12 protein-coding genes are annotated in these 15,706 nt (G+C 33.8%); 3 read left to right on the forward strand and 9 right to left on the reverse strand.

The window, feature by feature from the left end; genetic code table 11:
* Positions 1–81 precede the first annotated feature (81 nt).
* Entirely contained in the window at positions 82–1,926 is a 1,845-nt protein-coding gene (gene rho / locus BLR17_RS15620) for a transcription termination factor Rho (protein ID WP_066324554.1), read from the forward strand.
* 115 nt (positions 1,927–2,041) lie between these two features.
* Here rho and BLR17_RS15625 read toward each other — a convergent pair whose 3' ends face one another.
* From BLR17_RS15625 to BLR17_RS15640, 4 genes are all read right to left on the reverse strand, one after another.
* Positions 2,042–3,274: an RsmB/NOP family class I SAM-dependent RNA methyltransferase gene (locus BLR17_RS15625; RefSeq protein WP_066324559.1), complete on the reverse strand. Its 1,233-nt coding sequence runs from the start codon at positions 3,272–3,274 to the stop codon at positions 2,042–2,044.
* Between the two features lie 86 nt (positions 3,275–3,360).
* Positions 3,361–4,248: a dienelactone hydrolase family protein gene (locus tag BLR17_RS15630; RefSeq protein WP_066324561.1), complete on the reverse strand. Its 888-nt coding sequence runs from the start codon at positions 4,246–4,248 to the stop codon at positions 3,361–3,363.
* A 115-nt stretch (positions 4,249–4,363) separates the two neighbouring features.
* A complete protein-coding gene (locus tag BLR17_RS15635; RefSeq protein ID WP_066324563.1) occupies positions 4,364–6,601 on the reverse strand; it encodes a TonB-dependent siderophore receptor in 2,238 nt (745 codons plus the stop codon).
* Positions 6,602–6,950: 349 nt separating this feature from the next.
* Positions 6,951–8,348 carry an alpha/beta hydrolase family protein gene (locus BLR17_RS15640; protein WP_066324565.1) on the reverse strand — a complete coding sequence of 466 codons (1,398 nt, stop codon included), beginning with the start codon at positions 8,346–8,348 and terminating at the stop codon, positions 6,951–6,953.
* A 207-nt stretch (positions 8,349–8,555) separates the two neighbouring features.
* Here BLR17_RS15640 and pafA point away from each other — a divergent pair, with 207 nt between their 5' ends.
* Positions 8,556–10,172 (forward strand): alkaline phosphatase PafA, encoded by a 1,617-nt coding sequence (pafA, locus tag BLR17_RS15645; RefSeq protein WP_066324568.1) that lies wholly within the window; start codon positions 8,556–8,558, stop codon positions 10,170–10,172.
* A 37-nt stretch (positions 10,173–10,209) separates the two neighbouring features.
* Here pafA and BLR17_RS15650 read toward each other — a convergent pair whose 3' ends face one another.
* The 3 genes from BLR17_RS15650 to BLR17_RS15660 all read right to left on the reverse strand — a co-directional run bounded on the left by BLR17_RS15650 (position 10,210) and on the right by BLR17_RS15660 (position 12,655).
* Entirely contained in the window at positions 10,210–11,409 is a 1,200-nt protein-coding gene (locus BLR17_RS15650) for an LETM1-related biofilm-associated protein (RefSeq protein ID WP_066324574.1), read from the reverse strand.
* Positions 11,410–11,531: 122 nt separating this feature from the next.
* A complete protein-coding gene (locus tag BLR17_RS15655) occupies positions 11,532–12,059 on the reverse strand; it encodes a superoxide dismutase family protein (RefSeq protein WP_066324581.1) in 528 nt (175 codons plus the stop codon).
* 71 nt (positions 12,060–12,130) lie between these two features.
* Entirely contained in the window at positions 12,131–12,655 is a 525-nt protein-coding gene (locus BLR17_RS15660) for a hypothetical protein (protein WP_066324586.1), read from the reverse strand.
* A gap of 250 nt (positions 12,656–12,905) precedes the next feature.
* Between BLR17_RS15660 and BLR17_RS15665 the strand changes: the two genes are divergently transcribed.
* Positions 12,906–13,427, forward strand: a complete 522-nt coding sequence (locus BLR17_RS15665; RefSeq protein ID WP_066324588.1) for a DUF4251 domain-containing protein — start codon at positions 12,906–12,908, stop codon at positions 13,425–13,427.
* Between the two features lie 73 nt (positions 13,428–13,500).
* Here the strand turns inward: BLR17_RS15665 and BLR17_RS15670 are convergent, their stop codons facing one another.
* Together BLR17_RS15670 and BLR17_RS15675 are read right to left on the reverse strand one after the other, a co-directional pair.
* Positions 13,501–15,291, reverse strand: a complete 1,791-nt coding sequence (locus BLR17_RS15670) for an acyl-CoA dehydrogenase family protein (protein WP_066324589.1) — start codon at positions 15,289–15,291, stop codon at positions 13,501–13,503.
* A gap of 50 nt (positions 15,292–15,341) precedes the next feature.
* On the reverse strand, positions 15,342–15,695 hold the full coding sequence (locus tag BLR17_RS15675) for a four helix bundle protein (protein WP_066324591.1): 354 nt from the start codon (positions 15,693–15,695) through the stop codon (positions 15,342–15,344).
* Between the last annotated feature and the right edge of the window lie 11 nt (positions 15,696–15,706).

The following is a 15,706-nucleotide window of genomic DNA, read 5'->3' on the forward strand; positions in this document are numbered from 1 at the left end:
CATACTGCGGTCAATTCAAAGAAAAAAATACACCTAAATTTTTCAAGGTTCCCCATTTTAAATTAAACTCATAGAACATTCATGTTTGATATTTCTGCATTAAAAGAAATGAAGCTTTCTGAGCTTCAACAAATAGCTAAAGCTGCTAAAACAATAAAATACAACGGTGTTAAAAAAGAAGCTTTAATTACAAGTATTTTAGATTTTCAAAAATCTTTAGAAACCGCTACAGTTACTGAAGAAAAAACGATGGCAGCTGATACAGATGATAAGCCTAAAAGGGCTCGTATTGCACCGGTTAAAAAGCAAGTGACTCCTAAAAATAAAACGATTACATCTGCAAATACAGAAGTGCCTGTTGAGGTAAAAAGTGAGGAAAAGCCGGATTCCTTGACTGAAACTGTAGAAAAAGAAGTTGTAAAAGAACAAACAGAAGAAACAATAAAAGAAGACGGAAGTTCTGTAAAAAATAAGGCTGTAAAGTTTAATAAAGCAAATTATGAAAAAAAGATTGCTTTAAAAAAGAACAAAGAAAATAAGGAAAACGTTGTTGATAATAATGTTACTGCCGAGGGAGTTCAAAAAGAAACGAATTCATCAGAATTGAATCAGGCGGAAATAACTTCAGAAGTGATTACTCCTGCTCCTCAAAAGAAAATCAACCCACACGAGCGTAAGCGAACTGACGAAGTAAATCAAAACAAACAGAATCCAAACCAAAACCAAAATTCTAATCAGAATCAGAATCAAAACCAAAATCAGAATTTTAAAAATAAAAAGAACAATAATTTTAGAGACTCTGATTTTGAATTTGACGGAATTATAGAAAGTGAAGGGGTGTTAGAAATGATGCCTGACGGTTATGGTTTTTTACGTTCTTCGGATTATAATTATTTAGCCTCTCCTGATGATATTTATTTGTCAACTTCCCAAATCAGATTGTTTGGTTTAAAAACCGGTGATACTGTAAAAGGAGTAGTGAGGCCTCCTAAAGAAGGAGAGAAATTTTTTCCTTTAGTTCGTGTTTTAAAAATTAACGGACACGATCCACAGGTAGTTAGAGACCGAATTTCATTTGAACATTTAACTCCTGTTTTTCCATCTGAAAAATTTAAATTAGCTGAAAGACAAAGTTCGATTTCAACCCGAATTATCGATTTGTTTTCTCCAATAGGTAAAGGACAACGTGGTATGATTGTGGCTCAGCCTAAAACAGGTAAAACCATGTTGTTAAAAGAAATTGCTAATGCAATTGCTGCTAATCATCCTGAAGTATATCTTATTGTTTTATTGATTGACGAACGTCCTGAAGAGGTAACCGATATGCAGCGTTCAGTACGTGGTGAGGTAATTGCTTCAACTTTTGACAGAGAGCCACAGGAACACGTTAAAATTGCTAATATTGTTCTTGAAAAATCAAAACGTTTGGTAGAATGTGGTCACGATGTGGTGATTTTATTAGATTCTATCACGCGTTTAGCCCGAGCTTATAATACTGTACAGCCAGCCTCAGGAAAAGTATTAAGCGGTGGTGTTGATGCAAATGCTTTGCAGAAACCAAAACGCTTTTTTGGTGCTGCCCGTAATGTAGAAAAAGGAGGTTCTTTGAGTATTATTGCTACTGCTTTGACCGAAACAGGTTCGAAAATGGATGAGGTTATTTTCGAAGAATTCAAAGGAACTGGTAATATGGAGTTGCAATTGGATAGAAAAATTGCTAACAAACGTATATTCCCGGCAATTGACTTGACTTCTTCAAGTACACGTCGTGATGATTTATTATTAGACGATAAAACATTGCAAAGAATGTGGATTATGCGTAAATATCTTTCAGATATGAATCCGGTTGAGGCAATGGAATTTATCAATGATCGCTTTAAGAAAACCAGAAATAATGAAGAGTTTTTGATTTCGATGAACGATTAAAAAAGAGAATAGAAGAAAGAATAAAGAGAAAAGATAAAAATTGAATAAAAAAAATCCTCGAGTATATCGAGGATTTTTTTATGCGCCATTGTCTATTTTCTAAATTCTATTCTCTTTATTCTTGTTTTTTCACACTTTCTTTACGTTCTAACGAAGCCATATAAAAACCATCAAATCCAGATTCAGAAGCTAAGATTTTTCGGTCTTCAACAAAAGTAAATTGTTTACCAATTTCTGTTTTCAAAAAGCGTTCAACCTGTTCCTGATTTTCTGATGGAAGTACAGAGCAGGTTGCATAAACCAATTTTCCACCCGGTTTTACAATTTTAGAATAGTTTTCTAAAACTTCAGCTTGTACTTTACGGATGTTGTCAATAAACTCCGGTTGTAATTTCCATTTGGCGTCCGGATTTCTTTTTAAAACTCCTAATCCGCTGCAAGGAGCATCAATCAAAACGCGGTCTGCTTTTTCATGAAGCTTCTTGATTACTTTGGTAGTATCAATAACACGGTATTCGATATTGAAAACACTGTTTCTTTTTGCTCTTAATTTTAATTGCTTCAATTTACTTTCGTATAAATCCATAGCAATCAATTGTCCTTTATTTTCCATTAAAGAAGCGATATGCAGCGTTTTTCCTCCTGCACCTGCACAAGTGTCTACTACGCGCATTCCTGGTTTTACATCCAGAAAAGGAGCGACTAATTGAGAGCTTGCATCCTGTACTTCAAATAATCCTTGTTTGAAAGCATCAGTCAGGAAAACATTGGCACGTTCTTTTAAGACTAAAGCATCAGCCTGATCCGGAAGAAATTCCGTTTCAATATCTAAATCCATTAAGATGGCTCTTAATTTTTCTTTAGTTGTTTTTAAAGTATTGGTTCTTAGAATGACTTTAGCAGGTTGGTTTTGAGCTGCAATTTCTTTAGCCCAAACTTTTTCGCCTAATTCTTTAACACCTATTTCATCCATCCAGTCCGGAATGGATTCTTTGAAAACTCGGTTTTTTGATAATTCGTCAAAACGTCCTTTGATTTTTCGTTCAGGAGTTCCCTCTAATTGACGCCAGTCAGGAATTGGGTAACCTCTTAAAACAGCCCAAACAGCAAACATTCTCCAAAGATTGTCTCTGTCATATGGTTCTTTTACTTCAGCAATTTCTGCATACAAACGTTTCCAACGAACAATTTCGTAGATAGTTTCGGCAACAAATTTTCTATCGGAACTTCCCCAGCGTTTGTCTTTTTTTAAGGCTCTTGCTACTACTTTATCGGCATATTCTCCTTCGTTAAATATCGCATTTAGAGAATCAATAGTAGTATATACTAAATTTCGGTGTAATCTCATTTTAATTATTTGAGCTGCAAAGGTACTATTAAATGATTTGAAAGTAAATTAAAATTTTAATTCTGTGAAAATGATTTCGTTTTCAATTATTTCAGTTGTTTTTTGAAGAAATCAATTGTTCTTTCCCAAGCCAGAGTTGCTGCTTTTTCATCATAACGAGGAGTAGTGTTATTATGAAATCCATGATTTACATTTGGATAAATGTAAGCGGTGTTTGGAACTTTATTTTTGTTTAAAATAGTCTCAAAAGCTGGCCATCCTTCGTTAACCCGGCTGTCTAAGCCTGCATATTGTAATAATAAAGGTGTTTTAATCTGTTCGGCTTCTTCGGCTGTGGGTTGGCCACCGTAAAAAGGAACGGCAGCATTTAATGTTGGAATTTTTACAGCCATTAGATTAGCAATCCATCCTCCAAAACAAAATCCAACTACGCCTATATGACCGTTGCAATCCGGATGATTTTTTAAATAATAATAAGCGGCAATAAAATCTTCCAGCATTTCATAGCGGTCTCTTTTTTTCTGTAACTCTCTTCCAGCGTCATCATTTCCGGGATAACCACCTAATGGAGTTAAGGCGTCGGGAGCTAAACTAATAAATCCATCTACGGCTAATCGTCGTCCTACATCTTCGATATAGGGATTTAGTCCCCGGTTTTCGTGTACTACGATTACTCCCGGAAGTTTTTTAGTTTTTTTATTTGGTTTAGAAAGTAGCGCTTTTATTTTTCCTCCGCCTTTTGGTGATTCATAAAAAATATAATCAGAGTCAATACGCGGGTCATCTGGCTGAATAGTAATTGAATTAACATAATCTGGTGTAATGAAACTTAATAACGATGGTAGTGTTAAGGTTCCAACGGCAAATACCGAAAGTTTTTCGATAAATTGTCTGCGCTCAATTTTGTTGTGGGCGTAGTCGTCGTATAAGTCAAATATTTCCTGACTGATGTCTTCTTTGGATATTTTTTTCATAATAAAAAGGCTTGGTTTTCAATGGTATTTTAAAGATACTTAAATTTATCCAATTGATTTTAAATAAAAAAGCTCCTGAAATCAGGAGCTTTGAAAAAAAATAAAATTATCAGGATTAGAACTTATATTTTAAGCTGGTCATTACCTGACGAGGAGCAATTGGGTTCACACTGTAGTTTTCGTGAACAGTATAATTCAACTCGTTAGTGATGTTAGATAATTTACATAAGATTGAGAATTTCTTCCACTCGTAACCTACTGAAGCATCCACTGTAGTATAGCCTTTTAATGGGATATCACGGTCTTCGATTGTAACAGTATATGCTTTTGGGTTAGAATTTGGAACTTCTGTCCACACATAACGGTCATTCCATCCTCCGGTTCTGTCTCCAATGTAACTTGCGATAGCTCCAAAACTCAATCCTTTTAGTGTACCACTAGGTAATTTGTAGAAAAAGCTCAGGTTAGCAGTATGTCTTGGTGTTCTTGCAAGAATATCTCCAACTACTAAACTTCCGCTTGTTCCAGAAGATTTAGAGATTTTAGTCTCATTGAAACTATATCCGGCGATAATGTTTAAACCTTCTGTAGGTTTTGCAGTGACATCTACCTCGATACCTTTTCCTTTTGTAGCTCCTACTAATTCTTTTAAATTATTGTTTACATTTAGTGTTACTCCGTCGGCCTGGAATTGAGCAGTTTGCGCTAAGTTATTATTGCTTATTTGGTATAAAGTCACATTTGTGCTTAAAATTCCTCTCCAGAAGTCTTTTTTAATACCTACCTCAAATTGATCAATGATAGACGGAGCTAATGTTTTTAAATCTACTGTAGTTCCTGTGTTTGGAGTGAATGAGTTTGAATAACTGGCAAAAATAGACATGTCTCTATTTGGTTGAATTACCAATCCTGCTTTTGGTGAATAAGCTTTGTTTAAGGTTTTAGCACTTGTAGTGGTTATAGCTGTTGATAGATTTTTTGTGTCAACATCAGCCTCTTGCCAAGACCAACGGATACCTCCTAAAACTTTAATGTATTCATTAATAGAGATTAAATCCTGAGCATAGGCTCCAAAACGTTGTGTGTTAGTTGTAGCTAATTGTGTAGCTTTAGAAAATGGAGCTTCTTTACTTTGTGTACTATAGTCGTAATCAAAAAGATTAATTGTGCCATAATCAGCTAATGCAAAAGCAAAAGTATAACTTGGAGCAATCGAATTTTCATAATCAACTCCTGTAAAAATTTGATGTTTGATTTTTCCTGTATTGAAAGTTCCCTGTAAGCTTAATTGGTCTCCAAAAATTATTTCGGCAGCATCAGCCTGTGTTAAGCCTCGTTTCCAGTTACCGCTTGAAGTGACACCATTCATTTGAGCTGTAGATTTTTGAGTTCTTCTATAGGATTGGAAAGAAGAATTGAAAGCTAATTTCCAGTTTTTATTGAAATCATGGTTGAATAACAAGGAAGCACTGGATGATTTAGTATTTCCGGTTGACCATAGTGCTCCAAAGTAAGTGTTACGAGGGATATTTAAAACAGTTTCTCCAATAATTCCTGTACCAAAATCCGGAGTCCAGTCAGCACTTAGGTAATCTCCCTGTGCGATAATTTGTGTTTTTTCGCTAATTTTAAATAGAAATGACGGGTTGAAATAGATACGGTCATTTTTTACATAATCTCTAAAACTTTTTGAGTTTTCATATGAACCTGTAAAACGGTATGCAATGTATTTATTTAAAGGACCATAAAAATCTACTGATGGTTTATAGTAGTCATAACTTCCTGCCTGCATTGAGATTTCACCACCTTTTTCGAATTTTGGAGTTTTAGTAACCAAGTTTAAAATTCCTCCCGGAGCAACATTTCCAAATAAAAGGGCAGAACCTCCTTTTAAGAATTCTACTTTTTCTAAACCAGAAACTTCCGGAATTGAACCAGCATTATATCTGAATCCATTTTTAAACATATTGTTGCTGGACATATCGTAGCCTCTGGACCAAAAGGATTCCTGAGCACCGCCACGAGCAGAACCTACATAAACACCGTTGGCATTTTTGATGACATCACTTAAACGAATGGCTTGTTGTTGTGTGATGATTTCGTTATCAATAACCTGAACACTTTGTGGTAAATCCATGATTTTGATACCTGATCTTGCTGCCGAAACCGGTTTTTGAGGTTTGTTACCAGTAATGGTTATTTCTTTTAGGATTTGTCCTTTTTTGTTTTTGATAGTATCAAAAGGATTTGAAATGATTTCTGAGGTATTGTGGTTTGATGCTGAAGCGATTTCTTGAGCGTGATTTGGTATTGAAAATAATAGTGCTATTGTGGGCAGTAAAATTTTTTTCATATCGTTGTTTATTTGGATTCATTTAAAATAACACTGCAAATGTAAATTGTAAAAATGGTTTAAGCAAATATTATTTAGAATAAATAAAAATAAAAATTAACAAAACATTGATAAGTTGTTTGTTATTTCTTTAGTAGGAGTTTTAAAAATTGCTTTGAAGTTTTTATAGAGAAGAGATGTGGTTTTTTAATGTGTTGTTTTTTAGGTTGTTGTGTTTTTTTTGGTGAGCTGTTAATTGTAGAAGTCGAAGAAAAGGATTTGAAAATAGAATTTAATCTTTCTAAATAATAAAATGTTTTTTTAGCTAATAGCTACCTTGTACAGGATGTTTTACAGTTAAATTTAAATGTTATTTGTCCAATTTTGGAGGAGAAAGGTAGTTTTTAAAGAAACTATAGAGGCTATTTAGTGTAGTTGCAGTTTGTGGAATGGCGTGTCCTTTTCCATAATTAATCAGCGTAGCTGTTGGAACTCCTAAATTATCTAATTTGCTTTTGAAATGTTTAATTTGATCTGCATAATAAGAATCATCATCAGTATTATAAAAGAATAAAGTAGGAGCTGCAGTTTTTTCAACGAGGAAAGAAGACCCCATCGATTCCCATAATTTTCTGTTATTTTCTAAAGTTCCCCAAACCCAAGGACATCTTTGTTCTAAATTTTTATCACCATCATCCGGTGTATTATAAATTTGTGTATAATCAAAAACACCAGGTCCTAAAGCTGCTACTTGTACAGCATCTGAAATACCTGTATGAAATCCTGCATTCTCAATTTCTTCTATTTTTTTATCCCCAATGGCCATAGATCCGGCTGTGGAACCTCTGGAAAAACCAAAAATGCCTATTTTGTCAGATAGTCCCATTTTGCTTCCAAAAACTCTTAATGTACGAATAGCCGATTTTACTTTTTGTGCAGCATCAGGATTCGTTTCGAATGATTTATATGCATCACTGGGACCATTTACGGTTGTACCTTTACCCCATGGACAATATTTAGGATGATCCGCAATTGCCCAGGCCATACCATTAGCAGGTGCTCCTTCCAGAAATGAATCATTAAATCCGGCAAATGTATAAGGCAGATTTAATCTTTGATCTTTATAGGCATCGGTAAGCATTCCTTTATTACTGTCATAAAAAGCATAACTGTTGCTGTATGAAAAAGAAAGAATAGTTGGTATTTTGACTTTTGCATTAGCGGGATAAATAATATCCATATGCAAAGAATCGCCCACGGTGTATTGTTCCGGTGTATTATAAATTTTGGGATTATCTATAAAATAACTAACATCTCGGGCTATCCGATATCCTTCAAACAAAACATAAGATTTATACATGGAGCAGTTTTTTAAACCGCAAAAGTTTCCGGCTGTTATCGAATCATTGATGGCAATAATGTCCTCATTAATTTTAAGAGCTCTGGCATTTTTATTTTTTTTATAATCCAATTCAATAACACGGTAGCCCTTAGTTACTAACCAGTTCACATTTTTTTTGTTACTATATTTTCCAATTTTTTTCAGGGAAAGATTTTCTAAATAAACGACTGTCAAAAAGTTTCCGTTGTAATCTTTAATTGGATTTTTGGCTTCATTTACTTTATATTCGATTGTACCTTCGGTTACTTTACTAGTCCATTTTCCAGTCTTGGCATTCGAATTAAAAATTATAGAAAGAAAAAGTACTAGAAAAAAAAAGATTTTTTTAGAATTATAAGGTAAAAAAGAGATTAAAATGTATTTCATTATACTGGTTTGTAAGCTTTGTATTTCGGATAGAATAGTAATTCTGTGGATACAAAAATAAGTTTTTTAAGTTTGAATTAGTCGCCAAAGCTAAATTTCAATTTTGGATTAGTTAAATAGTATATTGGTTGTAATTTATATTACGATCCAATAATCTTTAACACTCACTTTAATTTGTATTTTTGTTTTTCATATCTAATTTATATTATGAGAAAAATAATCTTACTTTTTACTTCTGTAGTAATTTTTAATTCCTATGCTCAACAAAGACCTAAGTTAGTGGTGGGGATAGTTGTGGATCAGATGAAAATGGAATACCTCTATCGTTTTTCGGATGATTTTTCCGGAAAGGGTTTTCGTAGACTAATGGATGCTGGTTATGTTTTTCATAATACACAGTATAATTATATGCCCACTTACACCGGACCTGGTCATGCCTCAATTTATACAGGTACTACACCGGCAATTCATGGGATCGTAGGGAATACCTGGTTTGATAGGTCCTTAGAGAAATCCAGATATTGTACTGATGATGCTTCGGTTAGTATTTTAGGAAAAGGAGAGGCTGATGAAGGTAAAATGTCGCCAGTTAATTTAGAAGCAACAACGGTTACAGACGAGTTGCGTTTGGCTACAAATTTCAGAGGGAAAGTTATTGGTATTAGTATAAAAGATCGCGGAGCTATACTTCCTGCCGGACATTTTGCGAATTGGGCATTTTGGATGAGTGATTCAGGAAATTTTATTTCAAGTACTTTTTATGGAAAACAATTACCGGATTGGGTATCAGGATTTAATGAGAAGAAACTTTACGAAAGTTATTTAAATAAGGATTGGACTTTGTTGAAGTCTGAATCTGTTTATGATAAAAGTTTAGCAGATGATAATACGTACGAAGGTCTTTTGTATGGAAGTGAAAAACCTGTTTTTCCTTATGATTTAAAATCGATGTATGTTAAAAATGGCGCTAAAGTTATTAAAACAACGCCTTTTGGGAATAGTATTTTAGCTGATTTTGCCAAAGAAGCAGTAATAAACGAAAATTTAGGGACAGATAATGAAACAGATTTTTTAGCCATTAGTTTTTCTTCAACAGATTATATTGGACATTTGACAGGACCTCGTTCAAGAGAAGTTCAGGATACTTATTTGAGATTAGACGAAACCATTGCTGATTTCCTGAGTTTTTTAGATCAAAAAGTGGGAAAGGATAATTATTTATTGTTTCTTACTTCGGATCATGCTGCAGCTGAGAACCAAAATTTTTTAAAAGACAATAAGTATTCGTTACTACCTGTAGCTTATAAGCAATTTACAAATAAGCTTCGTGAATTTTCTAAAACTACTTTTGGAACCGACTTGGTGTTGAATTATTCAAATTACAATTTGTTTTTAGATAAAAAGAAAATCAAAGAAAACAATTTGGTTTTAGATGAGGTTAAAAAGAATTTTAAAGAATTTTTAATGGCACAGCCTCAGGTAAAAAGAGTATATACTGAAGAAGAAATTTTAAGTGCTAATGGTACCGATTTTTATTTGAATTATATTTTTAAAGGTTATGATCCAAAACAAAATGGTGATTTGGTTGTTTTAGACAAGCCGGGATATAGTGCGCATGAGGGCAGAGGGACTTCTCACGGAACAGCTTTTAATTATGATACTCATGTACCTTTATTATTTTACGGTTGGAATATTAAAAAAGGAGCCTCTTTTGATAGGAAGGTAATTTCTCAGATAGCTCCAAGTATTGCTCAAAAAATAAAAATAGATTTTCCTAACGGAACGGAAGCAGATGTTTTGACTGAGATTTTAGATAATGAATAAAAAAAAATAGGCTGTATAAATAACAGCCTATTTTTTTTTATTCATTATCTAAGTTTTCATTGAATGCTGATGGAAGCAGAGTAGGGATAAATTTAATCAGAATGGGAAGTAATAAACTTCCACCCGGAAGTAAAAAGATAGTCAGAGAAGGTATTGTTTTACAAATATCCAATAACTGTTTTTTTACTTTCTTTTTTTCTTTTTCGTCCAAATCTCTTCTGGTGGAATGTGCCAATAAAATCATTAATTCCTTACTTTGAATGATTTCCTTGATGAGTCGGTTTTTATTACGCGTCATTAATGTAAAAACACTTTGCGTAGTTTGATCGTAAAAATGTTTTACAGGATTGGAATAATTAAAATAGGGGATTTCCTTTTGGTATTTAGTTATAAAAGTATCCGTATTTTTGATGCTTTCTGATACAAAATCAGCCGGTATTTTAAGATTTTCGGCTAGCTTATGTAGAAAATAAATTTCTTCGTTTTCAATTTCTCCATCACTCCATAATGCCATACCAGCCATATCAAGCAGGTAGTATTTTTCTAAATCAGAATTAAAATAGTCTAATTTGAGTTCGTCAATATTTTGAATGTTAATTTTAGAAAATTTGCTGTAGCGTACAGAAGCTTCAAAGAGTTTGATTAATAAATCGTCATAATTAGATTTATTAGTTTTGATTTTTAAGGCTAAAGTAACCACGCTAATTACTGCTTCTTCAATCTTTTTTAGGTACTTCTCCGGAATTTTTCCATTGATTAGATACTGTCTAAAAGCTAAAATATCTATGAAAAGCAGGGCGTTAGTAACAATATGGGAGAAGTTTTTATTGATAATATCCACATTGGTTTGAACGCGCTCATCAATGATTTTCTCTAAGTTTAATGATGGAGCACCGTTTGGCAATACTTTCTTAAACAAATTAAACCCCTGCGGATGCATGTCATCATAAAAATCGAGACATTTTTTGATAAAAGCATTCGGATCCACTTCCTGAGTGGTTAATCCATAAATGTTATACAAGGTGTTTAATAAGGCAACTTTAGGGGTTTCATTTTGAACCCAGCCTTTGGTATCAACAAATGATGGTGTTTCAAACGAAATAATATGACCATAGATAAAACCAGTAGCTCTGGTTTTTTTATAAAATAAATCAGCATCCATGAAAACATGCTGTTTCGTGAATTCCTGCTTGATAAAAAATTTATCAATCCAACCAGATGCAGAAGGGTTAATCATAGTCTTGTTTTGAAGCTACAAAGCTATGTTATTTTCTAGTTTCGATGTTATATAAAAATGAAAAAACCATCTCAATTTTGTTAAATTTAAGATGGTTTCAAATAATAACGAAATACTGTTTCCTATTTTATAATTGCTGTACAAGCTACTCTTGCTCCCGCATTTCCTGCGGGTTGAGACGTGAAATCGTCTGTTCCGTCATGAACGATTAAGCCTTTTCCTAAAATGTCTTTAGTCTGATCACCACAACCGATACACCATTCGTCGGTAGTTAATTTAATAGAACCGTTTCCTTTTTCATCAGCAGTAAAATTGCCAATGTCCCCTTTATGGTATTCTCCAACTCCCCATTTGCCATGTTTTTTAAAAGTTGGGTTCCAATGTCCGCCTGCCGAACTTCCATCAGGAGCAGAGCAATCTGATTTTTCATGGATGTGAATGGCATGAATTCCCGGTTTTAAACCTGATAATTTTGCCTCAAAAGTTACTTTTCCGTTTTTTTCTATAAAAGTAGCTGTTCCTGAAACACTGCTGTTACTTTTTGCTTCAAATGCAATATTTAATTTTTTAGTATCAGCTGATTTATTTTGCGGTTTACACCCAATAAAAATTGTTGTTAAGCCTAGTGTGAGAAGAATAATATTTTTCATGATTTTGTAGAATAGGTTTTAAACTATAAAAATACTATAAAAAGCAACGAAAATCAAAGTAAAATAACATTCTATTTTGATTTTTCTCCTACAAAATGGTTCGTTGGCGATTTGAATAGAATATTGAAAGAAGTTAAACTGCCGTATATTCTAGTGATATATTGTTGTAATTCTATTTTTTCAATTTCTTCCAGATTACTCGAATTAACTTTTTGCTCCATTACGCGCAGTCGGTCTCTCACCATCACTATTTTATGAAAAAAAGTGTCAATCGGAATTTCTTTCGAAGCCAAACCTGCCTGACCTGGTTCCAAAATCAATTTTCCGCCTTTCCATTTGTCTCCAATTGGAACAATTTCGGAAACATCCGACCATTTTTTCAGAAGATTGCGTAAAGTTGTTTCTACTTCTGAGAAACTTACTGTATCCACTTCGTTTTCGGCGGCTTCAATAATTTCGAAACTGTCGTCCAAAGGGATTGTTTCCAATCCGTTGTCAATAAAAGTAACCCAGTATTCGGTTGATGAAACGTTAGTAATTACTCCTTTTCCGTATTCAGGATGTGTAATTCGGGATCCTATTCCTAGTATTTTCATATGTTGATATTTATTGGTTTTTATTGGTCATATGTAATTCGCATATCACACTATTGGTGCTTGTAATCAATTTTTAGTCATGCTCATTTCATATGCTTATCTTTTTATCTAAAATAGGAACAATTTTTGTGATTTCAAAAGAGGAATTAGTTCTGATTAGAGTATTTAATTAAATCCATTTGTACTATCTTTATTTTGATTTAAGTTGTTGTTTGTCAGTGATTAATTATATAATTAAAAAATAAAAATTATGAAAAAAAGTAAAATGCTTATTCTGTTCTTACTTTGTTTTACTGTTTCAATCGGATTTTCACAAGAAAAAACGAGAAGACAAATCAAAGCTGAACAAAAAATACAAAAGCAAAAAGAAGTAGAAAAGCTGATTGATTCCAGAGAATTTCAATTTGTAGCTCGCAATTCTAATTCACAATCTTTTAGAATGATTGATTTAACTTTGAATCCTAATTTTGTAAAGTTTAAACCTGATTTTATAAAAAGTGATATGCCGTTTTTTGGAAGGGGGTATAGTGGATTAGGCTATACCAGTGATACGGGTTTAAAATTTGAAGGTAAACCTGAAAAATACAATACCAAACTTAGTAATAAAGAATATCAAATTAAGGTTTCGGTTAAGGGGCAAAATGATTTTTTTGATTTGACACTACTGGTTTCATTTGATGGTAGTGGTATTTTGACTATTAATAGTAATAATCGTGCTCCAATAACTTATTTCGGAGAAATAATGCCCATTAAAGAAGATAAAAAGGAATGATATAAAATAAAAACGTCCCGTCCCGATACTATAGGGACGGGACGTTTTTTTGCTCGGTTTCAAAGAGAATCGATTAGAAACAATATTTGTTTTCGGCAATAATTTTGGCACTAATAGTTCTTCTTATTTCAACAATATTAGGCATATTGGTGTATTTAGTGTAACGTCTCAATCCCATTAACATCATGCGTTGTTCATCGCCTTCGGCAAAAGAAATAATGCTTTCTTTTCCTTTTTGAGTTACAATATCCACTGCTTTGTATAAATACAATTTAGCTATAGCGATTTGCTCTTTGATATTTGCTTCTCCTACTTTTTTAGCTAATTTTTCAGTTCTTAAAATAGTAGATTCAGCCATATAGATTTCGATTAAAATATCAGCCGAAGCAATTAGTAATTGTTGGTGTTCATCTAAATCAGGGCCATATTTTTGAACGGCTCCACCGGCAACCATTAAAAAAGCTTTTTTCAATTTGCTGATCATTTCTTTTTCTTCAGCAAACAATTCCGAATAATCCGGAGTGTCAAATGATGGGATGCTCATTAAATCTTCTTGTACTTTAGATGCCGGACCTAATAAATCCACATGACCTTTCATGGCTTTTTTGATTAACATTCCTACCGAAAGCATGCGGTTGATTTCGTTAGTTCCTTCATAGATTCGGGTAATTCTTGCATCACGCCAGGCACTTTCCATCGGAGTATCTTCGGAGAATCCCATTCCTCCAAATATCTGAATTCCTTCGTCGGAGCAATTTTGAATGTCTTCGGAAACGGCAACTTTTAGAATAGCACATTCGATGGCAAATTCCTCTACACCTTTTAATTCGGCTTCCTGATGCGGAGCGCCTTCGCTTTCTCGAATAGCAATTCGTTCTTCAATACTTTTGGCAGCTCTGTAAACCGCACTTTCTCCGGCATAACAGCTGGTAGCCATTTCTGCCAGTTTGTATCTGATGGCGCCAAACTTAGAAATAGGAACATTAAACTGGATTCTTTCATTCGAATATTTGGCAGCACCCGAAATGATTCTTCGTTGCGAATCTAAACAGGCTGCAGCCAATTTGATTCGGCCAACATTCAACGCGTTCATGGCAATTTTAAAACCATTTCCTCTTTCAGAAAGCATATTTTCTACAGGAACTTTTGTTTCATTAAAAAATACCTGTCTTGTTGACGAAGCACGAATTCCTAGTTTGTGTTCTTCTTCATTGGTAGAAATTCCATTTTCTGGATTGTTTTCTACGATAAAACCGGTGATATTTTTATCATCTTCAATTCGGGCAAAAACTATAAAAAGGGAGCAAAATCCGGCATTGGTGATCCACATTTTTTGTCCTGTAATTTTGTAATGTGTGCCGTCTTCGGACAAAACAGCTTTCGTTTTTCCGGAATTTGCATCACTTCCTGCGCCGGGTTCGGTCAGACAGTAAGCACCAAACCATTCGCCAGAAGCCAGTTTCGGAACGTATTTTTGTTTCTGTTCTTCTGTACCGTACAACGTGATTGGTAATGTTCCAATTCCGGTGTGCGCACCAAAAGCACTCGAAAACGAACCTGTAGCTCCCGAAATATAATCACAAACCAAAACGGTATCCACAAATCCCATTCCCATTCCACCGTAAGCCTCGGGAACAGAAACGCTCAAAAGCCCCAGTTCGGCTGCTTTGTGCATACATTCAACGGTGAACCCAAAGTCTCTTTTTTCAAAACGATCCTTGTTTGGCCAAAGTTCTTTATCAACGAATTCTTTGACCATATCGCGCATCATTTTTTGTTCTTCAGAGAAATCTTCCGGAATAAAAATATCTTCGCATTTTGTCTCTTTTACGAGGAATTGTCCTCCTCTTGTTTTGTTGTCCATGGTTTTTATTTTTTAATCAGAAAATAGAACAGAGAGAATAGAAAATAGACCTACTTGAGGTTATTTTGAAATGACATTGTCATTCGTTGAAATTCTTCTATTTTAGTTTCTAGTAGGTTAAAAGTTGTATCGTTAATGTATTTTCGGTGTTTTGCGATTATTAGTTGCGTATTCAATTCAAAAGAAGAACCTAACGAAATATCAATAAAGTGACTAAAAGATTTATCTGTCCCGGCAGAGCCTTCGGCAATATTACTTGGTACAGAAATAGAACATCTGCTTATTTGTGAACTTAAATCATATCTTTCATGCTTTGGAAACTCCAATAAAACATCTGAAATATCATTTGCAATTTGAATGCCTAATTGCCATATTTTTAAATTCTTATAATTATGTCTTGTCATGATTATTTCGT

It is taken from the genome of Flavobacterium glycines (assembly GCF_900100165.1).
Classification (GTDB): Bacteria; Bacteroidota; Bacteroidia; order Flavobacteriales; family Flavobacteriaceae; genus Flavobacterium; species Flavobacterium glycines.

Excerpts from the sequence above, each read along its gene's own strand:
- rho (WP_066324554.1), top strand. The coding sequence starts at position 82 with ATGTTTGATATTTCTGCATTAAAAGAAATGAAGCTTTCTGAGCTTCAA.
- BLR17_RS15625 (WP_066324559.1), bottom strand. The coding sequence starts at position 3,274 with ATGAGATTACACCGAAATTTAGTATATACTACTATTGATTCTCTAAAT.
- BLR17_RS15630 (WP_066324561.1), bottom strand. The coding sequence starts at position 4,248 with ATGAAAAAAATATCCAAAGAAGACATCAGTCAGGAAATATTTGACTTA.
- BLR17_RS15635 (WP_066324563.1), bottom strand. The coding sequence starts at position 6,601 with ATGAAAAAAATTTTACTGCCCACAATAGCACTATTATTTTCAATACCA.
- BLR17_RS15640 (WP_066324565.1), bottom strand. The coding sequence starts at position 8,348 with ATGAAATACATTTTAATCTCTTTTTTACCTTATAATTCTAAAAAAATC.
- pafA (WP_066324568.1), top strand. The coding sequence starts at position 8,556 with ATGAGAAAAATAATCTTACTTTTTACTTCTGTAGTAATTTTTAATTCC.
- BLR17_RS15650 (WP_066324574.1), bottom strand. The coding sequence starts at position 11,409 with ATGATTAACCCTTCTGCATCTGGTTGGATTGATAAATTTTTTATCAAG.
- BLR17_RS15655 (WP_066324581.1), bottom strand. The coding sequence starts at position 12,059 with ATGAAAAATATTATTCTTCTCACACTAGGCTTAACAACAATTTTTATT.
- BLR17_RS15660 (WP_066324586.1), bottom strand. The coding sequence starts at position 12,655 with ATGAAAATACTAGGAATAGGATCCCGAATTACACATCCTGAATACGGA.
- BLR17_RS15665 (WP_066324588.1), top strand. The coding sequence starts at position 12,906 with ATGAAAAAAAGTAAAATGCTTATTCTGTTCTTACTTTGTTTTACTGTT.
- BLR17_RS15670 (WP_066324589.1), bottom strand. The coding sequence starts at position 15,291 with ATGGACAACAAAACAAGAGGAGGACAATTCCTCGTAAAAGAGACAAAA.
- BLR17_RS15675 (WP_066324591.1), bottom strand. The coding sequence starts at position 15,695 with ATGACAAGACATAATTATAAGAATTTAAAAATATGGCAATTAGGCATT.